The organism is Variovorax sp. PBL-E5 (assembly GCF_901827185.1).
In the GTDB taxonomy this organism is placed as follows: domain Bacteria; phylum Pseudomonadota; class Gammaproteobacteria; order Burkholderiales; family Burkholderiaceae_C; genus Variovorax.
The window spans coordinates 2,060,277-2,081,947 of record NZ_LR594671.1; the positions used below are offsets into that span (position 1 = coordinate 2,060,277).

General features: G+C 67.6%; 17 protein-coding genes. 15 read left to right on the forward strand and 2 right to left on the reverse strand.

The window, feature by feature from the left end; all coding sequences use genetic code 11:
* Positions 1 to 47 precede the first annotated feature (47 nt).
* The 6 genes from WDLP6_RS10100 (at position 48) to WDLP6_RS10125 (ending at position 9,575) form a co-directional block, all read left to right on the forward strand.
* On the forward strand, positions 48 to 2,012 hold the full coding sequence (locus WDLP6_RS10100) for a propionate--CoA ligase (RefSeq protein ID WP_269475593.1): 1,965 nt from the start codon (positions 48 to 50) through the stop codon (positions 2,010 to 2,012).
* Between the two features lie 169 nt (positions 2,013 to 2,181).
* Positions 2,182 to 5,052: a 2-oxoglutarate dehydrogenase E1 component gene (locus tag WDLP6_RS10105; protein ID WP_162592221.1), complete on the forward strand. Its 2,871-nt coding sequence runs from the start codon at positions 2,182 to 2,184 to the stop codon at positions 5,050 to 5,052.
* Positions 5,053 to 5,113: 61 nt separating this feature from the next.
* Positions 5,114 to 6,391: a 2-oxoglutarate dehydrogenase complex dihydrolipoyllysine-residue succinyltransferase gene (gene odhB / locus WDLP6_RS10110; RefSeq protein WP_162592222.1), complete on the forward strand. Its 1,278-nt coding sequence runs from the start codon at positions 5,114 to 5,116 to the stop codon at positions 6,389 to 6,391.
* 10 nt (positions 6,392 to 6,401) lie between these two features.
* Complete coding sequence (lpdA, locus tag WDLP6_RS10115; RefSeq protein WP_162592223.1) at positions 6,402 to 7,832, forward strand: dihydrolipoyl dehydrogenase; 1,431 nt, start codon at positions 6,402 to 6,404, stop codon at positions 7,830 to 7,832.
* Between the two features lies 1 nt (position 7,833).
* Entirely contained in the window at positions 7,834 to 8,934 is a 1,101-nt protein-coding gene (gene zapE, locus WDLP6_RS10120) for a cell division protein ZapE (RefSeq protein WP_162592224.1), read from the forward strand.
* Positions 8,931 to 9,575, forward strand: coding sequence for a hypothetical protein (locus WDLP6_RS10125; RefSeq protein ID WP_162592225.1), 645 nt, complete (start codon positions 8,931 to 8,933; stop codon positions 9,573 to 9,575). Before zapE ends, WDLP6_RS10125 begins: the two co-directional genes overlap by 4 nt.
* A 20-nt stretch (positions 9,576 to 9,595) precedes the next feature.
* Here WDLP6_RS10125 and WDLP6_RS10130 read toward each other — a convergent pair whose 3' ends face one another.
* Positions 9,596 to 10,366: a PP2C family protein-serine/threonine phosphatase gene (locus tag WDLP6_RS10130; RefSeq protein ID WP_162595042.1), complete on the reverse strand. Its 771-nt coding sequence runs from the start codon at positions 10,364 to 10,366 to the stop codon at positions 9,596 to 9,598.
* Positions 10,367 to 10,611: 245 nt separating this feature from the next.
* Here WDLP6_RS10130 and WDLP6_RS10135 point away from each other — a divergent pair, with 245 nt between their 5' ends.
* Entirely contained in the window at positions 10,612 to 12,516 is a 1,905-nt protein-coding gene (locus WDLP6_RS10135; protein ID WP_232077432.1) for an ATP-dependent DNA helicase, read from the forward strand.
* 3 nt (positions 12,517 to 12,519) lie between these two features.
* Here the strand turns inward: WDLP6_RS10135 and WDLP6_RS10140 are convergent, their stop codons facing one another.
* Complete coding sequence (locus WDLP6_RS10140; protein ID WP_162566884.1) at positions 12,520 to 13,329, reverse strand: outer membrane protein assembly factor BamD; 810 nt, start codon at positions 13,327 to 13,329, stop codon at positions 12,520 to 12,522.
* A 14-nt stretch (positions 13,330 to 13,343) separates the two neighbouring features.
* Between WDLP6_RS10140 and WDLP6_RS10145 the strand changes: the two genes are divergently transcribed.
* The 8 genes from WDLP6_RS10145 (at position 13,344) to ispG (ending at position 21,670) form a co-directional block, all read left to right on the forward strand.
* Positions 13,344 to 14,369 (forward strand): RluA family pseudouridine synthase, encoded by a 1,026-nt coding sequence (locus tag WDLP6_RS10145; protein ID WP_232077018.1) that lies wholly within the window; start codon positions 13,344 to 13,346, stop codon positions 14,367 to 14,369.
* A gap of 127 nt (positions 14,370 to 14,496) precedes the next feature.
* Positions 14,497 to 15,213 carry an SMC-Scp complex subunit ScpB gene (scpB, locus tag WDLP6_RS10150; RefSeq protein WP_162592228.1) on the forward strand — a complete coding sequence of 239 codons (717 nt, stop codon included), beginning with the start codon at positions 14,497 to 14,499 and terminating at the stop codon, positions 15,211 to 15,213.
* Positions 15,210 to 16,889: a pseudouridine synthase gene (locus tag WDLP6_RS10155; RefSeq protein WP_162592229.1), complete on the forward strand. Its 1,680-nt coding sequence runs from the start codon at positions 15,210 to 15,212 to the stop codon at positions 16,887 to 16,889. The genes scpB and WDLP6_RS10155 overlap by 4 nt, the downstream gene beginning before the upstream one ends.
* A gap of 146 nt (positions 16,890 to 17,035) precedes the next feature.
* Positions 17,036 to 17,461: a nucleoside-diphosphate kinase gene (ndk, locus tag WDLP6_RS10160; protein ID WP_162592230.1), complete on the forward strand. Its 426-nt coding sequence runs from the start codon at positions 17,036 to 17,038 to the stop codon at positions 17,459 to 17,461.
* Between the two features lie 20 nt (positions 17,462 to 17,481).
* On the forward strand, positions 17,482 to 18,633 hold the full coding sequence (gene rlmN / locus WDLP6_RS10165; RefSeq protein ID WP_162592231.1) for a 23S rRNA (adenine(2503)-C(2))-methyltransferase RlmN: 1,152 nt from the start codon (positions 17,482 to 17,484) through the stop codon (positions 18,631 to 18,633).
* Between the two features lie 4 nt (positions 18,634 to 18,637).
* Positions 18,638 to 19,468, forward strand: a complete 831-nt coding sequence (gene pilW, locus WDLP6_RS10170; RefSeq protein ID WP_162592232.1) for a type IV pilus biogenesis/stability protein PilW — start codon at positions 18,638 to 18,640, stop codon at positions 19,466 to 19,468.
* Positions 19,461 to 20,375 (forward strand): helix-turn-helix domain-containing protein, encoded by a 915-nt coding sequence (locus tag WDLP6_RS10175; RefSeq protein ID WP_162592233.1) that lies wholly within the window; start codon positions 19,461 to 19,463, stop codon positions 20,373 to 20,375. Before pilW ends, WDLP6_RS10175 begins: the two co-directional genes overlap by 8 nt.
* Entirely contained in the window at positions 20,372 to 21,670 is a 1,299-nt protein-coding gene (gene ispG / locus WDLP6_RS10180; protein ID WP_162592234.1) for a flavodoxin-dependent (E)-4-hydroxy-3-methylbut-2-enyl-diphosphate synthase, read from the forward strand. The genes WDLP6_RS10175 and ispG overlap by 4 nt, the downstream gene beginning before the upstream one ends.
* The last annotated feature ends 1 nt before the right edge of the window (position 21,671 follow it).

The following is a 21,671-nucleotide window of genomic DNA, read 5'->3' on the forward strand; positions in this document are numbered from 1 at the left end:
GTGCGGCGCAGCGTGTGTTTTTCATCGCGCCATGATGCGTACGAAGGATCGACCGCAGAGGTAAAGTCGCTGGAAGAAACCATCGCAGGAGACAAGTGCCCATGAGCCGCTACGCCGAGTTCTACCGCCGTTCCATCGAGACACCTGAAGCCTTCTGGACCGAAGAGTCCAGGCTGATCGACTGGCACACGCCGCCGCAGCAGATCCTCGATGCCGGCAAGCCGCCATTCGCCAACTGGTTCGTCGGCGGCCGCACCAACCTCTGTCACAACGCGGTGGACCGCCACCTGGCCACGCGCGGCGATCAGCCTGCACTCATCTTCGTCTCCACCGAAACCGGCACCGAGAAGACCTTCAGCTTCAAGGAGCTGCATGTCGAAGTGCAGCGCATGGCCGCCAGCTTCATCGCCCTCGGCGTAGGCCAGGGCGACCGCGTGCTGATCTACATGCCGATGGTCCCCGAGGCCGCCTTCGCGATGCTGGCCTGCGCGCGCATCGGTGCCATCCATTGCGTGGTCTTCGGCGGCTTCGCCAGCGTCTCGCTGGCCTCGCGCATCGACGATGCGACCCCCAAGCTGATCGTCAGCGCCGATGCCGGCTCGCGCGGCGGCAAGGTGCTGCCCTACAAGCCGCTGCTCGACGAAGCGATCCGGATCTCCCGGCACAAGCCCGCGTCCGTGCTGCTCACCGATCGCGGATTGGCCCCGATGGACCTGGTCGAAGGGCGCGACCACCTGGCCGCCCCCTTGCTGGAGGCCCATCGCGATGCCCAGGTGCCCTGCACCTGGCTCGATGCCGCCGACATCAGCTACACCATCTACACCAGCGGCACCACCGGCAAACCCAAGGGCGTGCAGCGCGACACCGGCGGCTACGCGGTCGCGCTGGCCGCCAGCATGAAGCACATCTTCGACGGCCGCGCCGGCGAAACCTACTTCTCGACCAGCGACATCGGCTGGGTCGTCGGCCACAGCTACATCGTCTACGGGCCGCTGATCGCCGGCATGGCCACCCTCATGTACGAAGGCCTGCCCACGCAAGGCCTCGACGGCCAGCCCGATGGCGGCATCTGGTGGCGTCTGGTCGAGAAGTACAAGGTCACCGTGATGTTCAGCGCGCCGACCGCGGTGCGCGTGCTGCGCAAGCAGGATCCCGCGCTGCTCAAGAAATACGATCTCTCCAGCCTGCGCGCGCTGTTCCTGGCGGGCGAGCCACTCGACGAGCCGACCGGGCGCTGGATCGCCGAGGGTCTGGGCGTGCCGGTCATCGACAACTACTGGCAGACCGAATCGGGCTGGCCGATCCTCACCGTGGCCAATGGCGTCGAAGCCACGCCGAGCAAGTTCGGCAGCCCCGGCATTCCGATGTACGGCTTCAATGTGAAGATCCTTCACGAGTCGACCGGCGAAGAACTGACGGGCGCTCACGAGAAGGGCGTGGTCGTGATCGAAGGCCCGACGCCGCCGGGCTTCATGCAGACCATCTGGCGGGACGACGAGCGCTTCCTCAACACCTACTGGAAGACCGTGCCCGGCAAGCTGGTGTACTCGACCTTCGACTGGGGCATCCGCGACGAGGACGGCTATTTCTACATCCTAGGGCGCACCGACGACGTGATCAACGTTGCCGGCCACCGGCTGGGCACGCGCGAGATCGAGGAATGCGTCTCCGGTCACAAGGGCGTTGCCGAGGTCGCGGTGGTCGGTGTCGCCGATGCGCTCAAGGGGCAGGTCGCGATGGCCTTCGTCGTGCCGAAAGACGGCGCGGCGCTGGCGGATGCCGCGGCGGCGCACAAGCTCGAAGGCGACATCATGAAGCGCGTGGCCGACCAGCTGGGCGCACTGGCGCGGCCTTCGCGGGTTCGCTTCGTGGGCGCGCTGCCCAAGACGCGCAGCGGCAAGCTGCTGCGGCGCGCAATCCAGGCCGTGTGCGAGCAGCGCGACCCCGGCGACCTCACCACCATGGACGATCCGGCCGCACTCGAGCAGATCCGGCAACTGCTCGCGGCCTGACGCTTCTTGAGAAGCCCGCAACTGCCGTCACATGGGTGACGTGGCACAATGCGAAGGTACCTAGGCCCTTCCCCAGCCACAGTCGCATCCGCCAATCGGTTCAGCCGTGTCGCGGAAGGTTTCTCAAACCAGCTAGTGCTTCCCGCAGGGAAGCGAAGGTCAGCGGAATATGAGCGATTCTTCGTCCGTCTACAGCGCCTACCAAGGCAATACCTACCTCTTCGGCGGCAATGCGCCCTATGTCGAAGAGATGTACGAGAACTACCTCTCCAACCCGGGCAGCGTGCCCGACAACTGGCGCTCCTACTTCGACGCGCTGCAGCACGTGCCCGCCACCGACGGCAGCAATGCGCGCGACGTGCCGCACCTGCCGGTCGTCAACGCCTTCGCCGAACGCGCCAAGCAGGGCACGACCAAGGTCGTGGTCGCCAGCGGGGCCGACTCCGAACTCGGCCGCCAGCGCACCGCCGTCCAGCAGCTGATCGCCGCCTACCGCAACGTCGGCGCCCGCTGGGCCGACCTCGATCCGCTCAAGCGCGCCGAGCGTCCTGCGATTCCGGAGCTCGAGCCCTCGTTCTACGGCTTCACCGATGCCGATCTCGAGACGGTGTTCAACACCAGCAACACCTTCTTCGGCAAGGACACGATGTCCCTGCGCGACCTGCTCAATGCGCTGCGCGAAACCTATTGCGGCACGATGGGCGCCGAGTACATGTACATGACCGACCAGGGGCAGAAGCGCTGGTGGCAGCAGAAGCTCGAGAGCGCCCGCACCAACCCGCAGCTCAACACGGAAGAGAAGAAGCACATCCTCGAGCGCCTGACCGCGGCCGAAGGCCTCGAGCGCTTCCTCCACACCAAGTACGTCGGCCAGAAGCGCTTCTCGCTCGAAGGCGGCGAAAGCTTCATCGTGTCGATGGACGAACTCATCAACGATGCCGGCGCCAAGGGCGTGCAGGAAATCGTGATCGGCATGGCGCACCGCGGACGCCTCAACGTGCTGGTCAATTCGCTCGGCAAGCTGCCGGCCGACCTGTTCGCCGAGTTCGACCACACGGCGCCCGAGGAACTGCCCAGCGGCGACGTCAAGTACCACCAGGGCTTCAGCTCCGACGTCACCACGCCCGGCGGCCCGGTGCACCTGAGCCTGGCCTTCAACCCGTCGCACCTCGAGATCGTGAACCCGGTGGTCGAAGGCTCCGTGCGCGCGCGCATGGACCGCCGCGCCGACCCGCTCGGCAAGCAGGTGCTGCCGGTCATCGTGCACGGCGACGCGGCCTTCGCGGGCCAGGGCGTCGTGATGGAAACGCTGGCCCTGGCCGAGACGCGCGGCTACCACACGGGCGGCACGGTGCACATCGTGATCAACAACCAGATCGGCTTCACCACCAGCGATCCGCGCGACAGCCGCTCCACGCTGTACTGCACCGACATCGTCAAGATGATCGAGGCGCCGGTGCTGCACGTGAACGGCGACGACCCCGAAGCGGTGGTCCTCGCGACGCAGCTCGCACTCGACTTCCGCATGGAGTTCCAGAAGGACGTGGTGGTCGACATCATCTGCTTCCGCAAGCTCGGCCACAACGAGCAGGACACGCCCTCGCTGACCCAGCCGCTGATGTACAAGAAGATCGCCGCCCACCCGGGCACGCGCAAGCTGTACGCCGACAAGCTCGCGGCCCAGGGCCTCGGCGCCACGCTCGGCGACGACATGGTCAAGGCGCAGCGTGCCGCCTTCGATGCCGGCAAGAACACCTCCGACCCGGTGCTGACCAACTTCAAGAGCAAGTATGCGGTCGACTGGAGTCCCTTCCTCAACAAGAAGTGGACCGATGCCGGCGACACCGCCATTCCCACCGCGGAATGGAAGCGCCTGGCCGAACGCATCACCAAGGCGCCGGACAACTTCACCGTCCATCCGCTGGTCAAGAAGGTGCTGGACGACCGCGCCGCCATGGGCCGCGGCGACGCCAACGTCGACTGGGGCATGGGCGAGCACATGGCCTTCGCCTCGCTGGTCGCCAGCGGCTACCCGGTGCGCCTGTCGGGCGAAGACAGCGGACGCGGCACCTTCACGCACCGGCATGCGGTGCTGCACGACCAGAACCGCGAGAAGTACGACACCGGCACCTACACGCCCTTGCAGAACGTGGCCGACAACCAGGCGCCCTTCGTCGTCATCGACTCGATCCTGTCCGAAGAGGCCGTGCTGGCCTTCGAGTACGGCTATGCATCCAACGACCCGAACACGCTGGTGATCTGGGAAGCGCAGTTCGGCGATTTCGTCAACGGCGCACAGGTCGTCATCGACCAGTTCATTGCTTCGGGCGAGGTCAAGTGGGGCCGCGTCAACGGCATCACGCTGATGCTGCCGCACGGCTACGAAGGCCAGGGCCCGGAGCACAGCTCCGCACGCCTGGAGCGCTTCATGCAGCTCGCGGCCGATGCCAACATGCAGATCGTGCAGCCGACGACGGCCAGCCAGATCTTCCACGTGCTGCGCCGGCAGATGGTGCGCAACCTGCGCAAGCCGCTGGTCATCATGACGCCCAAGTCGCTGCTGCGGAACAAGGATGCGACCTCGCCCTTGTCCGAGTTCACCAAGGGCGGCTTCCAGACGGTCATCCCCGACAGCCGGGACTTGAAGGCCGACAAGGTCAAGCGCCTGGTCGCATGCTCGGGCAAGGTCTACTATGACCTGGCCAAGAAGCGCGAGGAACGGGGCAGCGATGACGTGGCGATCGTGCGCGTCGAACAGCTCTATCCCTTCCCGCACAAGGCCTTCGCCGCCGAGCTCAAGAAGTACCCCAATCTGGTGGACGTGGTCTGGTCGCAGGACGAGCCGCAGAACCAGGGCGCCTGGTTCTTCGTGCAGCACTACATCCACGAGAACATGCAGGAAGGCCAGCGCCTGGGCTATTCGGGCCGCGCGGCCTCGGCCTCGCCGGCGGTCGGCTACTCGCATCTTCACCAGGAACAACAGAAGGCGCTGGTCGACGGTGCGTTCGGCAAGCTCAAGGGCTTCGTGCTGACCAAGTGAGTCGCGCGGTTTCTTCATCTCTCTCATTCAACACAAGAACGCGAAGCGGAGCTGCCTCCCCATGTCTATCGTAGAAGTCAAAGTCCCCCAGCTGTCCGAATCGGTGGCCGAAGCCACCCTGCTCACCTGGAAGAAGAAGGCCGGCGAAGCCGTCGCCATCGATGAAATCCTGATCGAGATCGAAACCGACAAGGTGGTGCTCGAAGTGCCGGCGCCGTATGCCGGCGTGCTGGCCGAGATTGTCCAGCCCGACGGCGCGACGGTCGCGGCCGAGCAGGTGATCGCGAAGATCGACACCGAAGGCAAGGCCGGCGCAGCAGCGCCCGCCGCGGCACCCGCTGCTGCTCCTGCGGCCGCTCCGGCGCAGGCCGCTGCCGCTGCATCGACCGGAGGGTCGAAGTCCGACGTGGCGATGCCCGCAGCGGCCAAGCTGCTGGCCGACAACAACCTGCAGACCCGCGACGTGGCCGGCACCGGCAAGGACGGCCGCGTGACCAAGGGCGACGTGCTCGGTGCGGTGGCAGGCGGCACGCCGGCCAAGGTGCCGGCACCGGCACCGGCCGCGGTCATTCCGACCGGCGCACCGAAGACTGCGCTGCCGCGGGTCGCCGCTCCCGCGCGCGCGCCCGACCTCGGCGAGCGCCCCGAAGAGCGCGTGCCGATGAGCCGCCTGCGCGCCCGCATCGCCGAGCGTCTGCTGCAATCGCAATCGACCAATGCGATCCTGACCACCTTCAACGAGGTGAACATGGCGCCGGTCATGGAGATGCGCAAGAAGTTCCAGGACGCCTTCACCAAGGAGCACGGCGTCAAGATCGGCTTCATGAGCTTCTTCGTCAAGGCCGCGGTGCATGCGCTCAAGAAGTACCCGGTGATCAACGCCTCGGTGGACGGCAACGACATCGTGTATCACGGCTACTTCGACATCGGCATCGCGGTCGGTTCGCCGCGCGGCCTGGTGGTGCCGATCCTGCGCAATGCCGACCAGATGAGCTTTGCCGACATCGAGAAGAAGATCGCCGAATACGGCCAGAAGGCCAAGGACGGCAAGCTCGGCATCGAGGAAATGACCGGCGGCACCTTCTCGATCTCCAACGGCGGCACCTTCGGTTCGATGCTCTCGACGCCGATCATCAACCCGCCGCAATCGGCCATCCTCGGCGTGCACGCGACCAAGGACCGCGCCGTGGTCGAGAACGGCCAGATCGTGGTGCGTCCGATGAACTACCTCGCGATGAGCTACGACCACCGCATCATCGACGGCCGCGAAGCCGTGCTGGGACTGGTCGCGATGAAGGAAGCGCTCGAAGATCCGTCGCGCCTCTTGTTCGACATCTGAGGAGCACCGGATGTCCAACAAGCAATTCGACGTCATCGTCATCGGTGGTGGCCCCGGCGGCTATGTCGCGGCGATTCGCGCGGCGCAGCTCGGCTTCAATGTCGCCTGCATCGACGAGTGGAAGAACGGCAAGGGCGGCCCGGCGCTGGGCGGCACCTGCACCAACATCGGCTGCATCCCGTCCAAGGCGCTGCTGCAGTCGTCCGAGCACTACGAGCATGCTGGTCACAGTTTTGCAGACCACGGCATCAAGGTCGAAGGCCTGACGCTGGACCTCGACCGCATGCTGGCACGCAAGGATGCCGTCGTGAAGCAGAACAACGACGGCATCGTGTATCTCTTCAAGAAGAACAAGATCAGCTTCTTCCATGGCCGCGGCTCGTTCGTGAAGGCGGCCGAGGGCGGCTACGAGGTCAAGGTCGCCGGTGCCGCCGAGGAAAGCATCACGGGCAAGCACGTCATCGTCGCGACGGGATCGAACGCGCGGCCCTTGCCGGGCGCAGCCTTCGACGAAGAGAACATCCTGTCGAACGACGGCGCACTGCGCATTGGCGGCGTGCCGAAGAAGCTGGGGCTGATCGGCTCTGGCGTGATCGGGCTGGAGATGGGGTCGGTCTGGCGCCGGCTCGGCGCCGAGGTCACAGTGCTCGAAGCGCTGCCGACCTTCCTCGGCGCGGTCGACGAACAGATCGCGCGCGAAGCCAAGAAGGCTTTCGACAAGCAGGGCCTGAAGATCGAACTCGGCGTCAAGGTCGGAGAGATCAAGTCCGGCAAGAAGGGCGTCAGCATTGCCTACACCGACGCCAAGGGCGGCGCCCAGTCGCTCGAGGTCGACAAGCTGATCGTCTCCATCGGCCGCGTGCCCAACACCACCGGCCTGGCGGCCGACGCGGTCGGACTGAAGCTCGACGAGCGCGGCGCGATCGTCGTCGATGACGAATGCAGGACGAACCTGCCCAACGTCTGGGCCATCGGCGACGTGGTGCGCGGCCCGATGCTCGCGCACAAGGCCGAGGAAGAGGGCGTGGCCGTGGCCGAACGCATCGCGGGCCAGCATGGGCACGTCAACTTCAACACCATCCCGTGGGTGATCTACACCTCGCCCGAGATCGCATGGGTCGGCCAGACCGAGCAGCAGCTCAAGGCCAGCGGCCGTGCCTACAAGGCGGGGAGCTTTCCCTTCCTGGCCAACGGCCGCGCGCGCGCGCTGGGCGACACGACGGGCATGGTCAAGTTCGTGGCCGATGCCACGACCGACGAGATCCTCGGCGTGCACATGGTCGGCCCGATGGTCAGCGAGCTGATCTCCGAGGCCGTGGTCGCGATGGAGTTCAAGGCCAGTGCCGAGGACATCGCACGCATCTGCCATGCGCACCCCTCGCTGTCGGAGGCGACCAAGGAAGCGGCCCTTGCCGTCGACAAACGCACGCTGAACTTCTGAGGTGTCGAGCGTCCGGCAAGCCTACGAGGCGGAGCTTGCTGCGCGGGGCTACAAGAGCGACCCCGCGCAGCTGCGCGCCGTGGAGGCGCTCGAGCGCTGCGCGAACGAATGGGCCGACTACAAGGCTCAGCGCTCGAATGCGTTCAAGAAACTGATCAACCGGCCGGAGATCCCGCGCGGGGTCTACATGTACGGCGGGGTCGGGCGCGGCAAGAGCTTCCTGATGGACTGCTTCTACAACGCGGTCCCGCTCAGGCGAAAGACGCGCCTGCATTTCCACGAGTTCATGCGCGAGGTGCACCGCGAGCTGGCCGAGCTGCAGGGCACCGTCAATCCGCTCGACGAGCTCGGGCTGCGCATCTCGAAACGCTACAAGCTGATCTGCTTCGACGAGTTTCACGTCGCCGACATCACCGACGCGATGATCCTGCATCGGCTGCTGGTGGCGCTGTTCGACAACGGCGTGGGCTTCGTCACCACCTCCAACTTCAAGCCCGACGATCTCTATCCGGACGGCCTGCACCGCGGCCGCATCCTGCCGGCCATCGCACTGCTGAACGAGCGTCTCGAAGTCATCAGCGTCGACAACGGCGTCGACTACCGCGGGCTCGCGCTGGGCGAGATGCGGCTTTACCTCACGCCCAACGGTGCGGCGGCCGACAAGGAGATGCGCAAGGCCTTCGAGCGTCTCGCCGAAAGCGCCGACGAGAATCCGGTGCTGCACATCGAATCGCGCGAGATCCACGCGCGGCGCAAGGCGGGCGGCGTGGTCTGGTTCGACTTCAAGACCCTGTGCGGCGGCCCGCGCTCGCAGAACGACTACCTCGAGATCGCGACGCAGTTCCACACCGTGCTGCTGTCGGACGTGCCGCACATGCCGGTGCGGATGGCCTCTGAAGCACGTCGTTTCACCTGGCTGGTGGATGTGTTCTACGATCGGCGCGTGAAGCTCATGATGTCTGCCGAAGTGCCGCCCGAGGTCTTGTACACCGAGGGTCCGCTGGCCCACGAATTTCCACGCACCGTCTCCAGGCTCAACGAAATGCAGTCGGCGGAATTCCTTGCGCTCGAGCGCCGCATCGTCGACACCCGACTCACATGAAGAACATTGTCCTTGCCCTGTTGATCGGCCTGTCTGTCGCGCCGCTGTGGGCGCAGACCAGCGCCACGGTCGGCAACACCGACCTGGGGGCCGAGCGCGATCGGCTGGCGCAGGAGCGCAGGGCGGCCGAGGCGAAGTTCTCCAAGGAGGAAGCCGCCTGCTACAAGAAGTTCGCGGTCGAGGGCTGCCTGGAGGAGGCGCGGCGCCAGCGTCGTGTGGAGACCGACAACATCAAGCGCCAGGAAACCGAGATCAACGACATCGAGCGCAAGCGTCGCGGCGCCGCCGAACTCGATCGGCTCGAACAGAACAGGAACGGCACCCGGCCGCCAGATGCGGCGGACAAGCGCGAGCAGTCGATCAAGTCGCAGCAGGACCGCGAGCAGCGCGCGGCCGACCACGCAACGAGCCGGGCGGCGGCGGCCTCCGAGACAGCCGAACGGCAACGGGAGTTCGACAACAAGCAGCGTGAGCATGCTGAGCACGAGGCCGATGCGGCGAACCGCCGTGCACAGGCGCCGATCGAACGTGCGCGCTATGAGGACAAGCTGCAGCGGGCCGCGGATCACAAGGCCGACGTCGAGCGGCACAACGCGGGAAATACCAAACCCCGCTCCGCACCCTTGCCGACGCCGCCCTGAGCGCGTTCGGGGCCGCGCCCTTATTCCTCGGGAGGCAGGGGCTCCAGCTTCAGCACGACGACCGAAATGTTGTCGCCCATGCCGCGCGCGCGCCGGCGCGCTTCGGCCACCAGCAGTTCGACCGCCGCGCGCGGCGTTTGCTCGGCCAGCACCGCGCCCATCTCTTCGGGCGTGAAGTAGTGCCAGAGTCCGTCGCTGCATGCCATCAGCAGGTCGTCCGGCTCCAGGCGCGGGATCAGGTGGATGTCGACCGGCGGCGGTGCGTTGGTCATGCCGAGGCAACCGAGCAGGATGTTGCCTTGCGGATGGATGTGGGCCTCGTCCTCGCTGAGTTCGCCGCGGTCGACCAGCGCCTGCACGTAGGAATGGTCCTTGGTGCGCGTGATCAGGCGGCCGTGCCGGAAGTGATAGATGCGCGAGTCGCCGGCATGGATCCACGCGCAGTCGCCCCGGGGGTTCATGAGGAACGCGGCGAGCGTGCTGTGCGGCTCCTGCTCGCTGGACAGGGCGGTGAGCTTGATTACCGTGTGGGCATCGTCGAGCAGATGCCGCAGCACGCGCACGGGCTCGTCGCGTCCGACCTTGTAGCTGCCGAACAGCTGGCGCGCCGTCATCAGCACCTGGTCGGAGGCCTTGCGCCCGCCGCTGCGCCCGCCCATGCCGTCGGCGATGACGCCGAGCACGCAACCCGGCGTGCGCGGGTGATTCAGGATCAGCACCTGATCCTGCTGGTAGGGGCGGTCGCCCTTGTGCAGCCCGGTGGCGGCAGCCAGTCGAAAGCCTTGGGTCATGGGCACGGGTGCGCCGATGGCGCAGTCTTCATGTTGTCGTTGGGATCCGGCGAGGACGTATTATCGAGTGAACCCCGGCGGCGGCCGCGTCGCCGTCATACCGCTTCGCATCGCGCCCGTTGGATTCCACTCTTCACACATTGTCACGCCAGTCCATCGAGCAGGAGGTACGCGATGCCTTCGCGCAGGATGGAATTTTGTCGCATGCAGCGGAACAATTCCGCGAACGCGAGGGGCAGACGCAGATGGCGCTGGCCGTGGCGCGCACCATCGACCAGGGCGGCGTGCTCGTGGTCGAGGCCGGCACCGGCGTCGGCAAGACCTTCTCCTACCTCGTGCCCGCGTTGCTGAGCGGCGAGCGGGTGCTGCTGTCGACCGCCACCAAGACGCTGCAGGATCAGCTGTTCGGCCGCGACCTGCCGCAATTGGTCGAGGCCCTGGGGCTGCCGGTGCGCATGGCCCTGCTCAAGGGACGCGCGAGCTATCTGTGCCTGCATCGCCTCGATCTCGCACGCCATGATCCTTCGCTGCCGGAGCGCGGCACGGTGCGCACGCTGGCGAAGATCGAGCAGTGGTCGAAAGCCACCCGCACCGGCGACCTGGCCGAGCTGCCAGGCCTGGACGAGCGCTCGCCGCTGATTCCGCTGGTGACCTCCACGCGCGACAACTGCCTCGGCGCCCAATGCCCGCAGTTCAAGCCCTGTCACGTCAACCTGGCCCGGCGCGAAGCCATGGCGGCCGACGTGGTGGTCATCAACCACCATCTGTTCTTCGCCGACCTCGCGGTGCGCGAGTCGGGCATGGCGGAGCTGCTGCCGACGGTGCGCGTCGTGGTCTTCGACGAGGCGCACCAGCTCAACGAGACCGGCGTGCAGTTCCTCGGCGTGCAGCTGGGCAGCGGGCAGGCGCTCGATTTCGCCCGCGACCTGCTGGCCGCGGGCCTGCAGCATGCGCGCGGGCTGGTCGACTGGCAGCAGCTCGTCGCGGCGACCGAGCGCGGCGCGCGCGAACTGCGACTCGCGGCCGGCAAGCAGTGGCCCGGCACCAAGCTGCGCTGGGCCGGTCCCGCGCCGGAGGGCGTGCCGGCCGGCCCGTGGCAGGAGGCGCTCGACATGCTGCAGCAGGCCTTTGCACGCGCCGCCGAGGGGCTCGACACGGTCAGCGAACTCTCGCCAGATTTCGTCCGCCTGCACGACCGCGCGCAGCAGCTCGCCGAGCGCGCCCGCCGCTTCGCCGAGCCTTGCGCATCGGAGTCGGTGCGCTGGGTGGATGTGGGCGCGCAGCTGCGGTTGGTGGAGTCGCCACTCGACATTGCCGAAGCGGTGCGCACGCGCGTGCTGAAGACCGGCAGCGCCGAGCCGCAAGAGGAGGGCCGCGCCTGGGTCTTCACCTCGGCCACGCTCGGCGACGATCCGAAGCTGCGATGGTTCACCGAGCCCTGCGGCCTCGACGATGCCGAGGTGCTGCGTGTCCAGAGCCCCTTCGACTACGCACGCCAGGCGGCGCTCTACGTTCCGCGCGTCTTTCCCAAGCCCGGCGATCCCGCGCACAGCGCGCAGGTCGCGCAGCTGGCGGCGCGCGGCGCTGCCGCTTTGGGCGGACGCACGCTGGTGCTCACGACCACGTTGCGTGCGCTGCGCGCGATCGGCGACGCGATGAAGCAGCAGCTCGAATCGCTGGATGCCGGCACGCGACCCGAGGTGCTGGTGCAGGGCGAGTTGCCCAAACGCGTGCTGATGGACCGTTTCCGCGAAGGCGCCGCTGCCGGGCGTGCCGGTTGCGTGCTGGTCGCGTCGGCGTCGTTCTGGGAAGGATTCGATGCACCCGGCGATGCGCTGCAGCTGGTGGTGATCGACAAGCTGCCCTTTCCGCCGCCCAACGATCCGCTCGTCGAGGCGCGTTCGCAGCGCCTCGAGTCGCAGGGGCGCAGCGCCTTCGGCGACTATTCGTTGCCGGAAGCGGCGGTCGCGCTCAAGCAGGGCGCTGGCCGGCTGATCCGGCGCGAGAGCGATCGCGGCGTGCTGGTGATCTGCGACACCCGGCTGGTCGCGATGGGCTACGGCCGCCGCCTGCTGGCCGCGTTGCCGCCGATGCGCAGGCTGGAGAACCAGCTGGAGTTCGAGGCTGCGCTCGAGGCGCTCAAAGACTGAGCCCTACCAGACCTTCCACCAGGGATCGTCCTTCGTCTTGAAGCCGCGCGTCAGGTATTCGCTTTTCGGGTAGTTGGTGGTCAGCACGCGCTTCGCGTCGTCGCGCAGGTCCGTCATGCCCAGGGCGTCGTACGACTGGACCATGATGTAGAGCGCTTCCTCGAGCGCCGGCACTTCGCGGTAGTCGGCCAGGGCCACTTGCGCGCGGTTGATCGCGGCCAGGTAGGCGCCACGCGTGTAGTAGTAGCGCGCCACATGCACTTCGTACTGCGCCAGCGAGTTGACGATGTAGTTCAGGCGCAGGCGTGCGTCGGGCGCGTAGCGCGAATCGGGGAAGCGGGTCACCAGTTCCTTGAAGGCCTGGAAGGATTCCTTGGCCGCCTTCTGGTCGCGTTCCGAGAGGTCCTGGCGCGTCAGGAACGAGAACAGGCCGAGGTCGTCGTTGAAATTGATGACGCCTTTGAGGTAGAGCGCATAGTCGACCGCGGGGCTGGCCGGATGCAGCTTCATGAAGCGGTCGATGGTGGTGATCGCGGCGGGCTTCTCGCCGGACTTGAACTGCGCATAGGCCTTTTCGAGTTCGGCCTGCTGTGCCAGCGGCGTGCCGGCCGCGCGGCCCTCAAGCTTTTCATAGAGCGGCACGGCCTTGTCGTAGGCGCCCGAGCCCGATTCGTCCTTGGCCTCCGCATAGATGCGATTGGGGCTCCAGTTCGCGGTCTTGTCGACGGGTGTCGACGAGCAGCCGGCCACCAGCCATGCGGCTGCGCACAGAGCCAGCCAGCCGGGGACAACCGATAATTTGGCGCGAAACATCACATAAGGCTTTCGTGAAACAGTTGCCCTCAATTATATCGGCCGACCCTTCGGGCCATAGCCCCGAGACGGCCGAGCACGACGAGGGGGCCGATCCTTCGGATGCCAGCGAACTCCGTTCGTTCCGCGTCGGCCAGGCCCAGCACGGCCAGCGCCTGGACCGCGCGCTCGCCGCGCTGGTGCCCGAGTTTTCGCGCAGCTACCTCCAGCAACTGATCGATGCCGGCATGGTGGAACTGCACGGGCAGCCCGCCACCAAGCCGTCGGCCACGGTGCATGCCGGCGAGGAGGGGCGCATCGAATTGCGCCCGACGCCGCAAAGCCAGGCCTTCCGGCCCGAGCCGATGCCGATCGAGGTGCTGTACGAGGACGAGCACCTGCGCATCATCGACAAGCCGGTGGGCCTCGTGGTGCATCCGGCGCCCGGCCACTGGAGCGGGACGCTGCTCAACGGCCTGCTGGCGCTCGACCCGAAGGCGACGCTGCTGCCGCGCGCAGGCATCGTCCATCGGCTCGACCGCGACACCAGCGGGCTGATGGTGGTGGCCCGCAGCCGCGCGGCGATGGATGCCCTGGTCGCGCTGATCGCCGCGCGCGAGGTGAAGCGGCAGTACCTCGCCCTCGCGCACCGCAGCTGGCAGGGCGCTGCTGCGCGGCATGTCGATGCCGCGCTCGGGCGCGATCCGCGCAACCGGCTGCGCATGGCCGTGGTCGACCTGGCGCGGCATTCGGGCAAGCCGGCACGCACGCTGATCGAGGCGCTGGATAGCAACGAACAAGGCTGCGCCGTGCGCTGCACGCTGGAGACCGGGCGCACCCATCAGATCCGCGTCCACATGGCATCGATCGGCCATCCGCTGGTCGGCGACGCCCTGTACGGCGGCGTCGCGGCAGCCGGCCTCACGCGCCAGGCGCTGCACGCATTCAGGCTCGCGTTCGTGCATCCGGTCAGCCGGGTGCCGATGGAATTCCGCTCGCCGCCGCCGCCCGATCTCGAAGCAGGGCTGCGCAGCTGGGGCCTGGATTACAATCGCGCCTGACGGCCCCGAGGGCCGCGCCGGCCACCGAGCCGGCCTTGCGTTGCATTGCGCCGCGTGCCGGCAACGCCTTCTTCCATCCTTCTGAACAAGCGTCCTTCGAGGCGCCTTTTCCCGGATAACGCGAACCATGAATACGGCGGATGCCAAGCGCATTCTCGAAACCGCCTTGATCTGTTCGACCCAGCCGTTGCCGGTGCGCGAATTGCGCGTGCTGTTCGACGATGAGCTGGGTGGCGACACCATCAAGACGCTGTTGCTCGAGCTGCAGGAAGACTGGTCGCAGCGCGGCCTGGAACTGGTGAGCGTGGCCAGCGGGTGGCGCTTCCAGAGCCGGCCCGAGCTGCGTGATCACCTCGATCGCCTGCACCCCGAGAAGCCGCCGCGCTACACGCGCGCGGCGCTCGAAACGCTGGCCATCATTGCCTATCGGCAGCCGGTCACCCGCGGCGACATGGAAGACATCCGCGGCGTCACCATCAATTCGCTGATCCTCAAGCAGCTCGAGGACCGCAACTGGGTCGAAGTCATCGGCCACCGCGAGACGGTCGGCCGCCCCGCGCTCTATGCGACCACGCGCCAGTTCCTCGACGACCTCGGCCTGGCGTCGCTCGACCAGCTGCCCGTGATCGAAACGCCGGCGCAACAGGGCGCGCTGATCGACGCGCTCGATCAGGCGGCAGGGTCCGACCAGCCGGCCTTGCTGATCGACGAACCCGGGACGCAGGCCGAGGCCGAGACCGATGCACAGGCCGAGCCCGAGCTCGAGCCATCCTCCCCTGTCGACGACGAACCCGCGCCCGACGAGGCAACACCCACCGCCGTTCCTTCCGGAAACCCATCATGAGCCCCTCCGAACCTGACGAAGCGGGCGCGATGCCCGCCGTACCCGCGCCCGAAGACGAGGCGGCCGTTCCTGCTCAGGCGGCAGAAAGCCCGGCCGAAGCGCTGACGCGGGACCCGTCCGAGGCACCTCGCAAACGCCGGCCGCGCCAGCGCAAGCCCGCGGCGGATGCGATCGCCGACGAGCCGCAGGCGGACGAGGCGCCTGCACCCGCCGCGCAGGAGCCCGTTGTCGCCGCGGCCCCCGCGGTCGCGCAGGATGCGGGCGGCCATGACCAGCGCGATGACGACGACGAGGAAGAAGAAGAGGAGCCCGACGAAGAGGAGGATGACCTCGACCGCGCCCGCCGGGCCGCCGAAAAGGAGCAGCGCAACGCACCGCCGCCCGAGCCGATCCGTTTCGCCGATGTCATCTCCGGCCAGTTCGACGCCGACGAGGAAAGCCCGGACGTGCCGGCGATCAAGCGCGTGCTGCTGCCGGAGGCCGATTCGCCCAAGCTGCACAAGGTGCTGGCCCAGGCCGGCCTGGGCTCGCGGCTCGAGATGGAGCAGCTCATCCTGCAGGGGCGCATCTCGGTCAACAACGAGCCGGCGCACATCGGCCAGCGCATCCAGTACGGCGACCAGGTGAAGATCAACGGCAAGCCGATCCGCTTTCGCATCGCACCGCCGCCGGCGCGCGTGATCGCTTATCACAAGCCGGTCGGCGAGGTCGTGACGCACGACGACCCGCAGAACCGCCCGACCGTATTTCGCAAGCTGCCGCGCCTGCAGCAGGGCAAATGGCAATCGGTCGGCCGTCTCGACCTGAATACCGAAGGCCTGCTGCTCTTCACCAGCTCCGGCGAACTCGCCAACCAGCTGATGCATCCGCGCTTCGGGCTGGAGCGCGAATACGCGGTGCGGGTGCTCGGCGCGCTCAGCAGCGAAGAGAAGCAGCACCTGCTCGACGGCGTGCGGCTCGACGACGGCATGGCACAGTTCGGCTCGATCGAGGAGGGCGGCGGCGAAGGCTCGAACTGCTGGTACCGTGTCACGATCTCCGAAGGCCGCAACCGCGAGGTGCGGCGCATGCTCGAATCGGTCGGCCATGCGGTGAGCCGCCTGATCCGCATTCGCTACGGCGCGATGGTGCTGCCGCGCGGCCTCAAACGCGGCGCCTGGATGGAGCTGGACGAGCGCGACATCCGCGCGCTGTTCGAGGCTGCGGGTTCCGGGGAGCGTGCACCGCGCTCTGGCATGGGCCCGAAGGGGCAGGGGCCCGGCCAGGACGGCGGTGGCCGGAACAACCGCAATCGCAAGCGGCGCGGCAATCGCAATGGCGGCGGAGGTGGCGGTGGCGGTCCGCGCGACGACATGCGCGAGCCGCCGATTCCGAATCCGCTGGGCGGCGGCCAGGGCGTGCGCGGCGATCGCGGCCGCAGCGGCGGCAACGCCGGCGGCCCGCCCCAGGGCCGCCGCAACAACCGCAACGACCGACAGGGCGGCAATCGCCAGGGCGAAGACCGTCCGCCGAGCGGCGCCAACCAGCCCGATCCGATGAAGACCTCGCTCGGGTACATTGGCGCCGACAGCTTCTCGCGTCAGCGCAAGGAGCAGCGCCAGGGCCCGCGTCGCGGCGGCGGCGGTGGCGGCGGTAATTTCGGCGGGCCGAGCGGCGGACGTCGCCGCGGCCGCTGAAAACGGGCCGGCGCCGCGGTTTTTCGTCGGCTCGTCACGGGCCGTGCTGACCGCGCCGGTTAAAATTAGAGGCTTTGTCAGGCAGGCGCGAGCGGCGCGGCGTGACGCAGCCACATCCAGATCCAAGTTCTCAGGAAATCACTTCAATGGCCATCGAACGTACCCTCTCCATCATCAAGCCCGACGCCGTGGCGAAGAACGTCATCGGCAAGATCGTCTCCCGCTTCGAAGCGGCCGGCCTCAAGGTCGTGGCCGCCAAGCTGGTGCATCTGTCGCGCAATGAAGCCGAGCAGTTCTATGCGGTCCACAAGGCGCGTCCCTTCTTCAAGGACCTGGTCGAGTTCATGATCTCCGGCCCGGTCTTCGTGCAGGTGCTCGAAGGCGAAGACGCCATCACCAAGAACCGCGACCTGATGGGCGCCACCGATCCCAAGAAGGCCGCCGCCGGCACCATCCGCGCCGACTTCGCCGACAGCATCGACGCCAACGCAGTGCACGGCTCGGACGCTCCGGAAACCGCCCAGGCCGAAGTCGCCTTCTTCTTCGCCGGCCTCAACGTCTACGCACGCTGAGGTTCAACCCGCCTGACGCGATGACCACCACCAACCTGCTCGAATTCGATCTCGAGGGGTTGGCCGCGTTCTGCGAGGGCCTGGGCGAGAAGCGTTTCCGCGCGACGCAGCTGTTCCGCTGGATCCACCAGCGCGGCGCGGCCGACTTCACGCAGATGACCGATCTCGCGAAGTCGCTGCGCGAGAAGCTCGCCTCCACGGCGCGCATCGAGCCGCTGCCGGTGATCACGCAGCACGCGTCGGCCGACGGCACGATCAAGTGGCTGTTCGACGTCGGTGACGGCAACGCGGTCGAGGCGGTGTTCATTCCCGAGGACGACCGCGGCACGCTGTGCGTCTCCTCGCAGGCCGGCTGCGCCGTCGGCTGCCGGTTCTGCTCGACCGGCCATCAGGGCTTCAGCCGCAACCTCACGACCGGCGAGATCGTCGCCCAGCTCTGGTTCGCCGAGCACTTCCTGCGCAAGCATCTGCAGCGCGACGAGCGCGTGATCTCCAATGTCGTGATGATGGGCATGGGTGAGCCGCTGCAGAACTACGCCGCTCTCGTGCCGGCGCTGCGTACCATGCTCGACGACAACGCCTACGGGCTGTCGCGCAGGCGTGTGACGGTGTCGACCTCCGGCGTGGTGCCGATGATCGACCGCCTGGGCGCGGACTGCCCGGTGGCACTGGCCGTGTCGCTGCACGCGCCCAACGACGCGCTGCGCGACGATCTGGTGCCGCTCAATCGCAAGTACCCCATCGCCGAATTGCTCGAGGCCTGCAAGCGCTATCTTGCGCATGCGCCGCGCGATTTCATCACCTTCGAGTACTGCATGCTCGACGGCGTCAACGACCAGCCCGAGCATGCGCGCCAGCTGGTCGAACTGGTGCGCTCGCAGGGCATGTCCTGCAAGTTCAACCTGATTCCTTTCAATCCCTTCCCGGCCTCCGGCTTGCTGCGCTCGCCGCAGGCCCGCGTGCTCGCCTTCGCCAAGGTGCTGAGCGAGGCCGGCATCGTGACCACCGTGCGCAAGACGCGCGGCGACGACATCGATGCGGCCTGCGGTCAGCTGGCCGGCGATGTGAAGGACCGCACGCATGCCGCCCAGCGCATGGCGCAGCGGCGTACCGTTGTTCTGCATCCGGCCCGCAAGGCGGCCACCACCACACCCACTGCCCAGGAGCGATGAAGCGATGAGCCATGCCTTTCCGATCGTGCACAAGCTGTGGATGCGGGTCCTTTTCGGCCTGGCCGCGGCGGTGCTGCTGGCGGGCTGCGCCAACAAGGCCGGCACCGTCGGCAGCACGGCGGGCAACGGTGCCGACATCGTGACCGACTCCGACGAGACCGCCGGCCGCAAGCGCGCCAAGCTGCGCATGGAACTCGCGATCGGCTACTTCCAGGCCGGCGAGACGAAGGTGGCGCTCGACGAGATCAAACAGGCGCTGGCGGCCGACCCGACTTTCCCCGATGCCTACAACCTGCGCGGCCTGGTCTACATGCGGCTCGACGACGCGGGCCTGGCCGAAGACAGCTTTCGCCGCGCCATCGCGCTCAATCCGCGCGACCCCAACGTGCTGCACAACTACGGCTGGCTGCTGTGCCAGCAGAACCGCTACGCCGATGCGCAGGCGCAGTTCTCGGCGGCGCTGGCGATCCCGACCTACGGCGAGCGCGCCAAGACGTTCATGACCCAGGGCGTGTGCCAGATGAAGGCCGGCCAGCGCGCCGAGGCGGAGCGCAGTCTCACGCAGGCCTACGAGCTCGATGCCGGCAATCCGGTGATCGGCTTCAACCTGGCCGTGCTGTTGGCGCAGCGCGAGGAATGGGCGCGTGCGCAGTTCTACATTCGCCGTGTCAACAATGGCCCCTCGGCCAATGCCGAGACGCTCTGGCTGGGCATCAAGGTCGAGCGCCACCTCAACAACCGCGACGCCGCCGCGCAACTCGCAAGCCAGTTGCAGCGCCGTTTCCCCGAATCGCGGGAGGCGAGCGCGTACGAGCGCGGAAACTTCAATGAGTGAGCGGATCAGCGAGTTCGGCACCTCCGCCTCGGTGCCGCTGGGCGGCCCCGACACCGCGCACATGACGGCCGGCGACATGCTGCGCGAGGCGCGCGAAGCGCATGGCCTGCACATCGACATGGTGGCGGCGGCGCTGAAGGTGTCGACGCAGAAGCTGGCTGCCCTCGAGGCCGACGACATCGATGCGCTGCCGGACCCTGTGTTCGCGCGCGCACTCGCGGCCAGCGTATGCCGTGCGCTGCGGATCGATCCCGCGCCGGTGCTGGCCAAGCTGCCGGGCGCGCCGCGCGCCGGCCTGGCGGATGCCGATCGCACCATCAGCAGGAGCCTGCGTTCCAACGTGCCGCGCTCGGGCAATGGCGCGCAGGGCCTGCCTTCGCGCGCCCTGCTGGGCGTGGTGGTTCTGCTGCTGGCCGGGGCGGCCGTGCTGTTCTGGCTGCCGCAATCGGTGTTCGACCAGATCGGTGCCTCGTTCTCCCATCTGATGTCGCGCAACGACGCGGCGCAGCCCGCCCCGGCCGTGGAGCCCACGGCCGCGCCGGCGCCTGACGGCGGCGCTGTCGAGACGGTGCAGCCCGCGCCGCCGGCGGCGCCCGCACCGCAGGCCGCGGCTTCCGCGGCTGCGCCTGTTGCAGCAGCGGCGGTTGCGCCTGCGGCCGTCGGCAGCAACGTGATCGTCTTCACGGCGCGCGAAGATTCCTGGATCACCGTGAGCGAGGCCGGGGGCAAGCCGCTGCTGAGGCGCACGGTCAAGGGCGGCGAGACGGTGGGCGTGACGGGCACCTTGCCGCTCGCGGTGGTGGTCGGCCGGGCATCGGTCGTCGACGTGCAGGTGCGCGGCAAGCCCTACGACCTGGCGCCGCTCACGCATTCCGGCGGCGTCGCACGCTTCGAGGTCAAACCATGACAGACACCGACACTACCGGCACTCTCGGCTGCCTGCCGATCGGGTCCGCGGCACCGAAGGCGCGCCGCTCGCGCCAGGCCAGCGTGGTCTGGGGCGCGCGCACCGTGACGGTCGGCGGCGACGCGCCGGTGCGCGTGCAGTCGATGACCAATACGGACACGGTCGATGCGATCGGCACCGCGATCCAGATCAAGGAACTGGCGATCGCCGGCTCGGAGATGGTGCGCATCACCGTCAACACGCCCGAAGCCGCCGCACAAGTGCCCTACATTCGCGAGCAGCTCGACCGCATGGGCATCGACGTGCCGCTGATCGGCGATTTCCACTACAACGGCCACCGCCTGCTCACCGACCATCCGGCCTGCGCCGAGGCGCTCAGCAAGTACCGCATCAATCCCGGCAACGTCGGCAAGGGCGACAAGCACGACCGCCAGTTCGGCCAGATGATCGACGTTGCCATGCGCTGGGACAAGCCCGTGCGCATCGGCGTCAACTGGGGCAGCCTCGACCAGGAGCTTCTGGCCAGCCTGATGGACATCAACAGCCGCCGCGCCGAGCCCTGGGATGCGAAGCAGGTGATGTACGAGGCGCTGGTCAGCTCGGCCATCGATTCCGCGAAGCTCGCCGAATCGATGGGCATGAAGGGCCACCAGATCATCCTCAGCTGCAAGGTCAGCGGCGTGCAGGACCTGATCTCGGTCTACCGCGAACTCGCGAAGCGCTGCGACTACACCCTGCACCTGGGCCTCACCGAAGCGGGCATGGGCACCAAGGGCACGGTGGCCTCGGCCACGGCGCTGTCGATCCTGCTGCAGGAAGGCATCGGCGACACGATCCGCGTCTCGCTCACGCCGCAGCCCGGCGAGTCGCGCACGCAGGAAGTGCTGATCGCCAACGAGATCCTGCAGGCGCTCGGCCTGCGCGTATTCGTGCCCAGCGTCACCGCATGCCCCGGCTGCGGCCGCACGACCAGCACCACCTTCCAGGAACTGGCCAAGCAGATCGACGACTACCTGCGCCTGCAGATGCCGGTCTGGCGCAGCAAGTACCCCGGCGTCGAGACGATGAAGGTGGCCGTGATGGGCTGCATCGTCAATGGTCCCGGCGAAAGCAAGCATGCCGACATCGGCATCAGCCTGCCCGGCACGGGCGAGGCGCCGGCCGCGCCGGTCTTCATTGACGGCGAGAAGGCGCTCACGCTGCGTGGCGACAACATCGCCAACGAGTTCCATCAACTGGTCGAAAACTACATCGAAAAGCGCTTCGGCAGTGCACCCGCCGTGCAAGCTGCCTGAG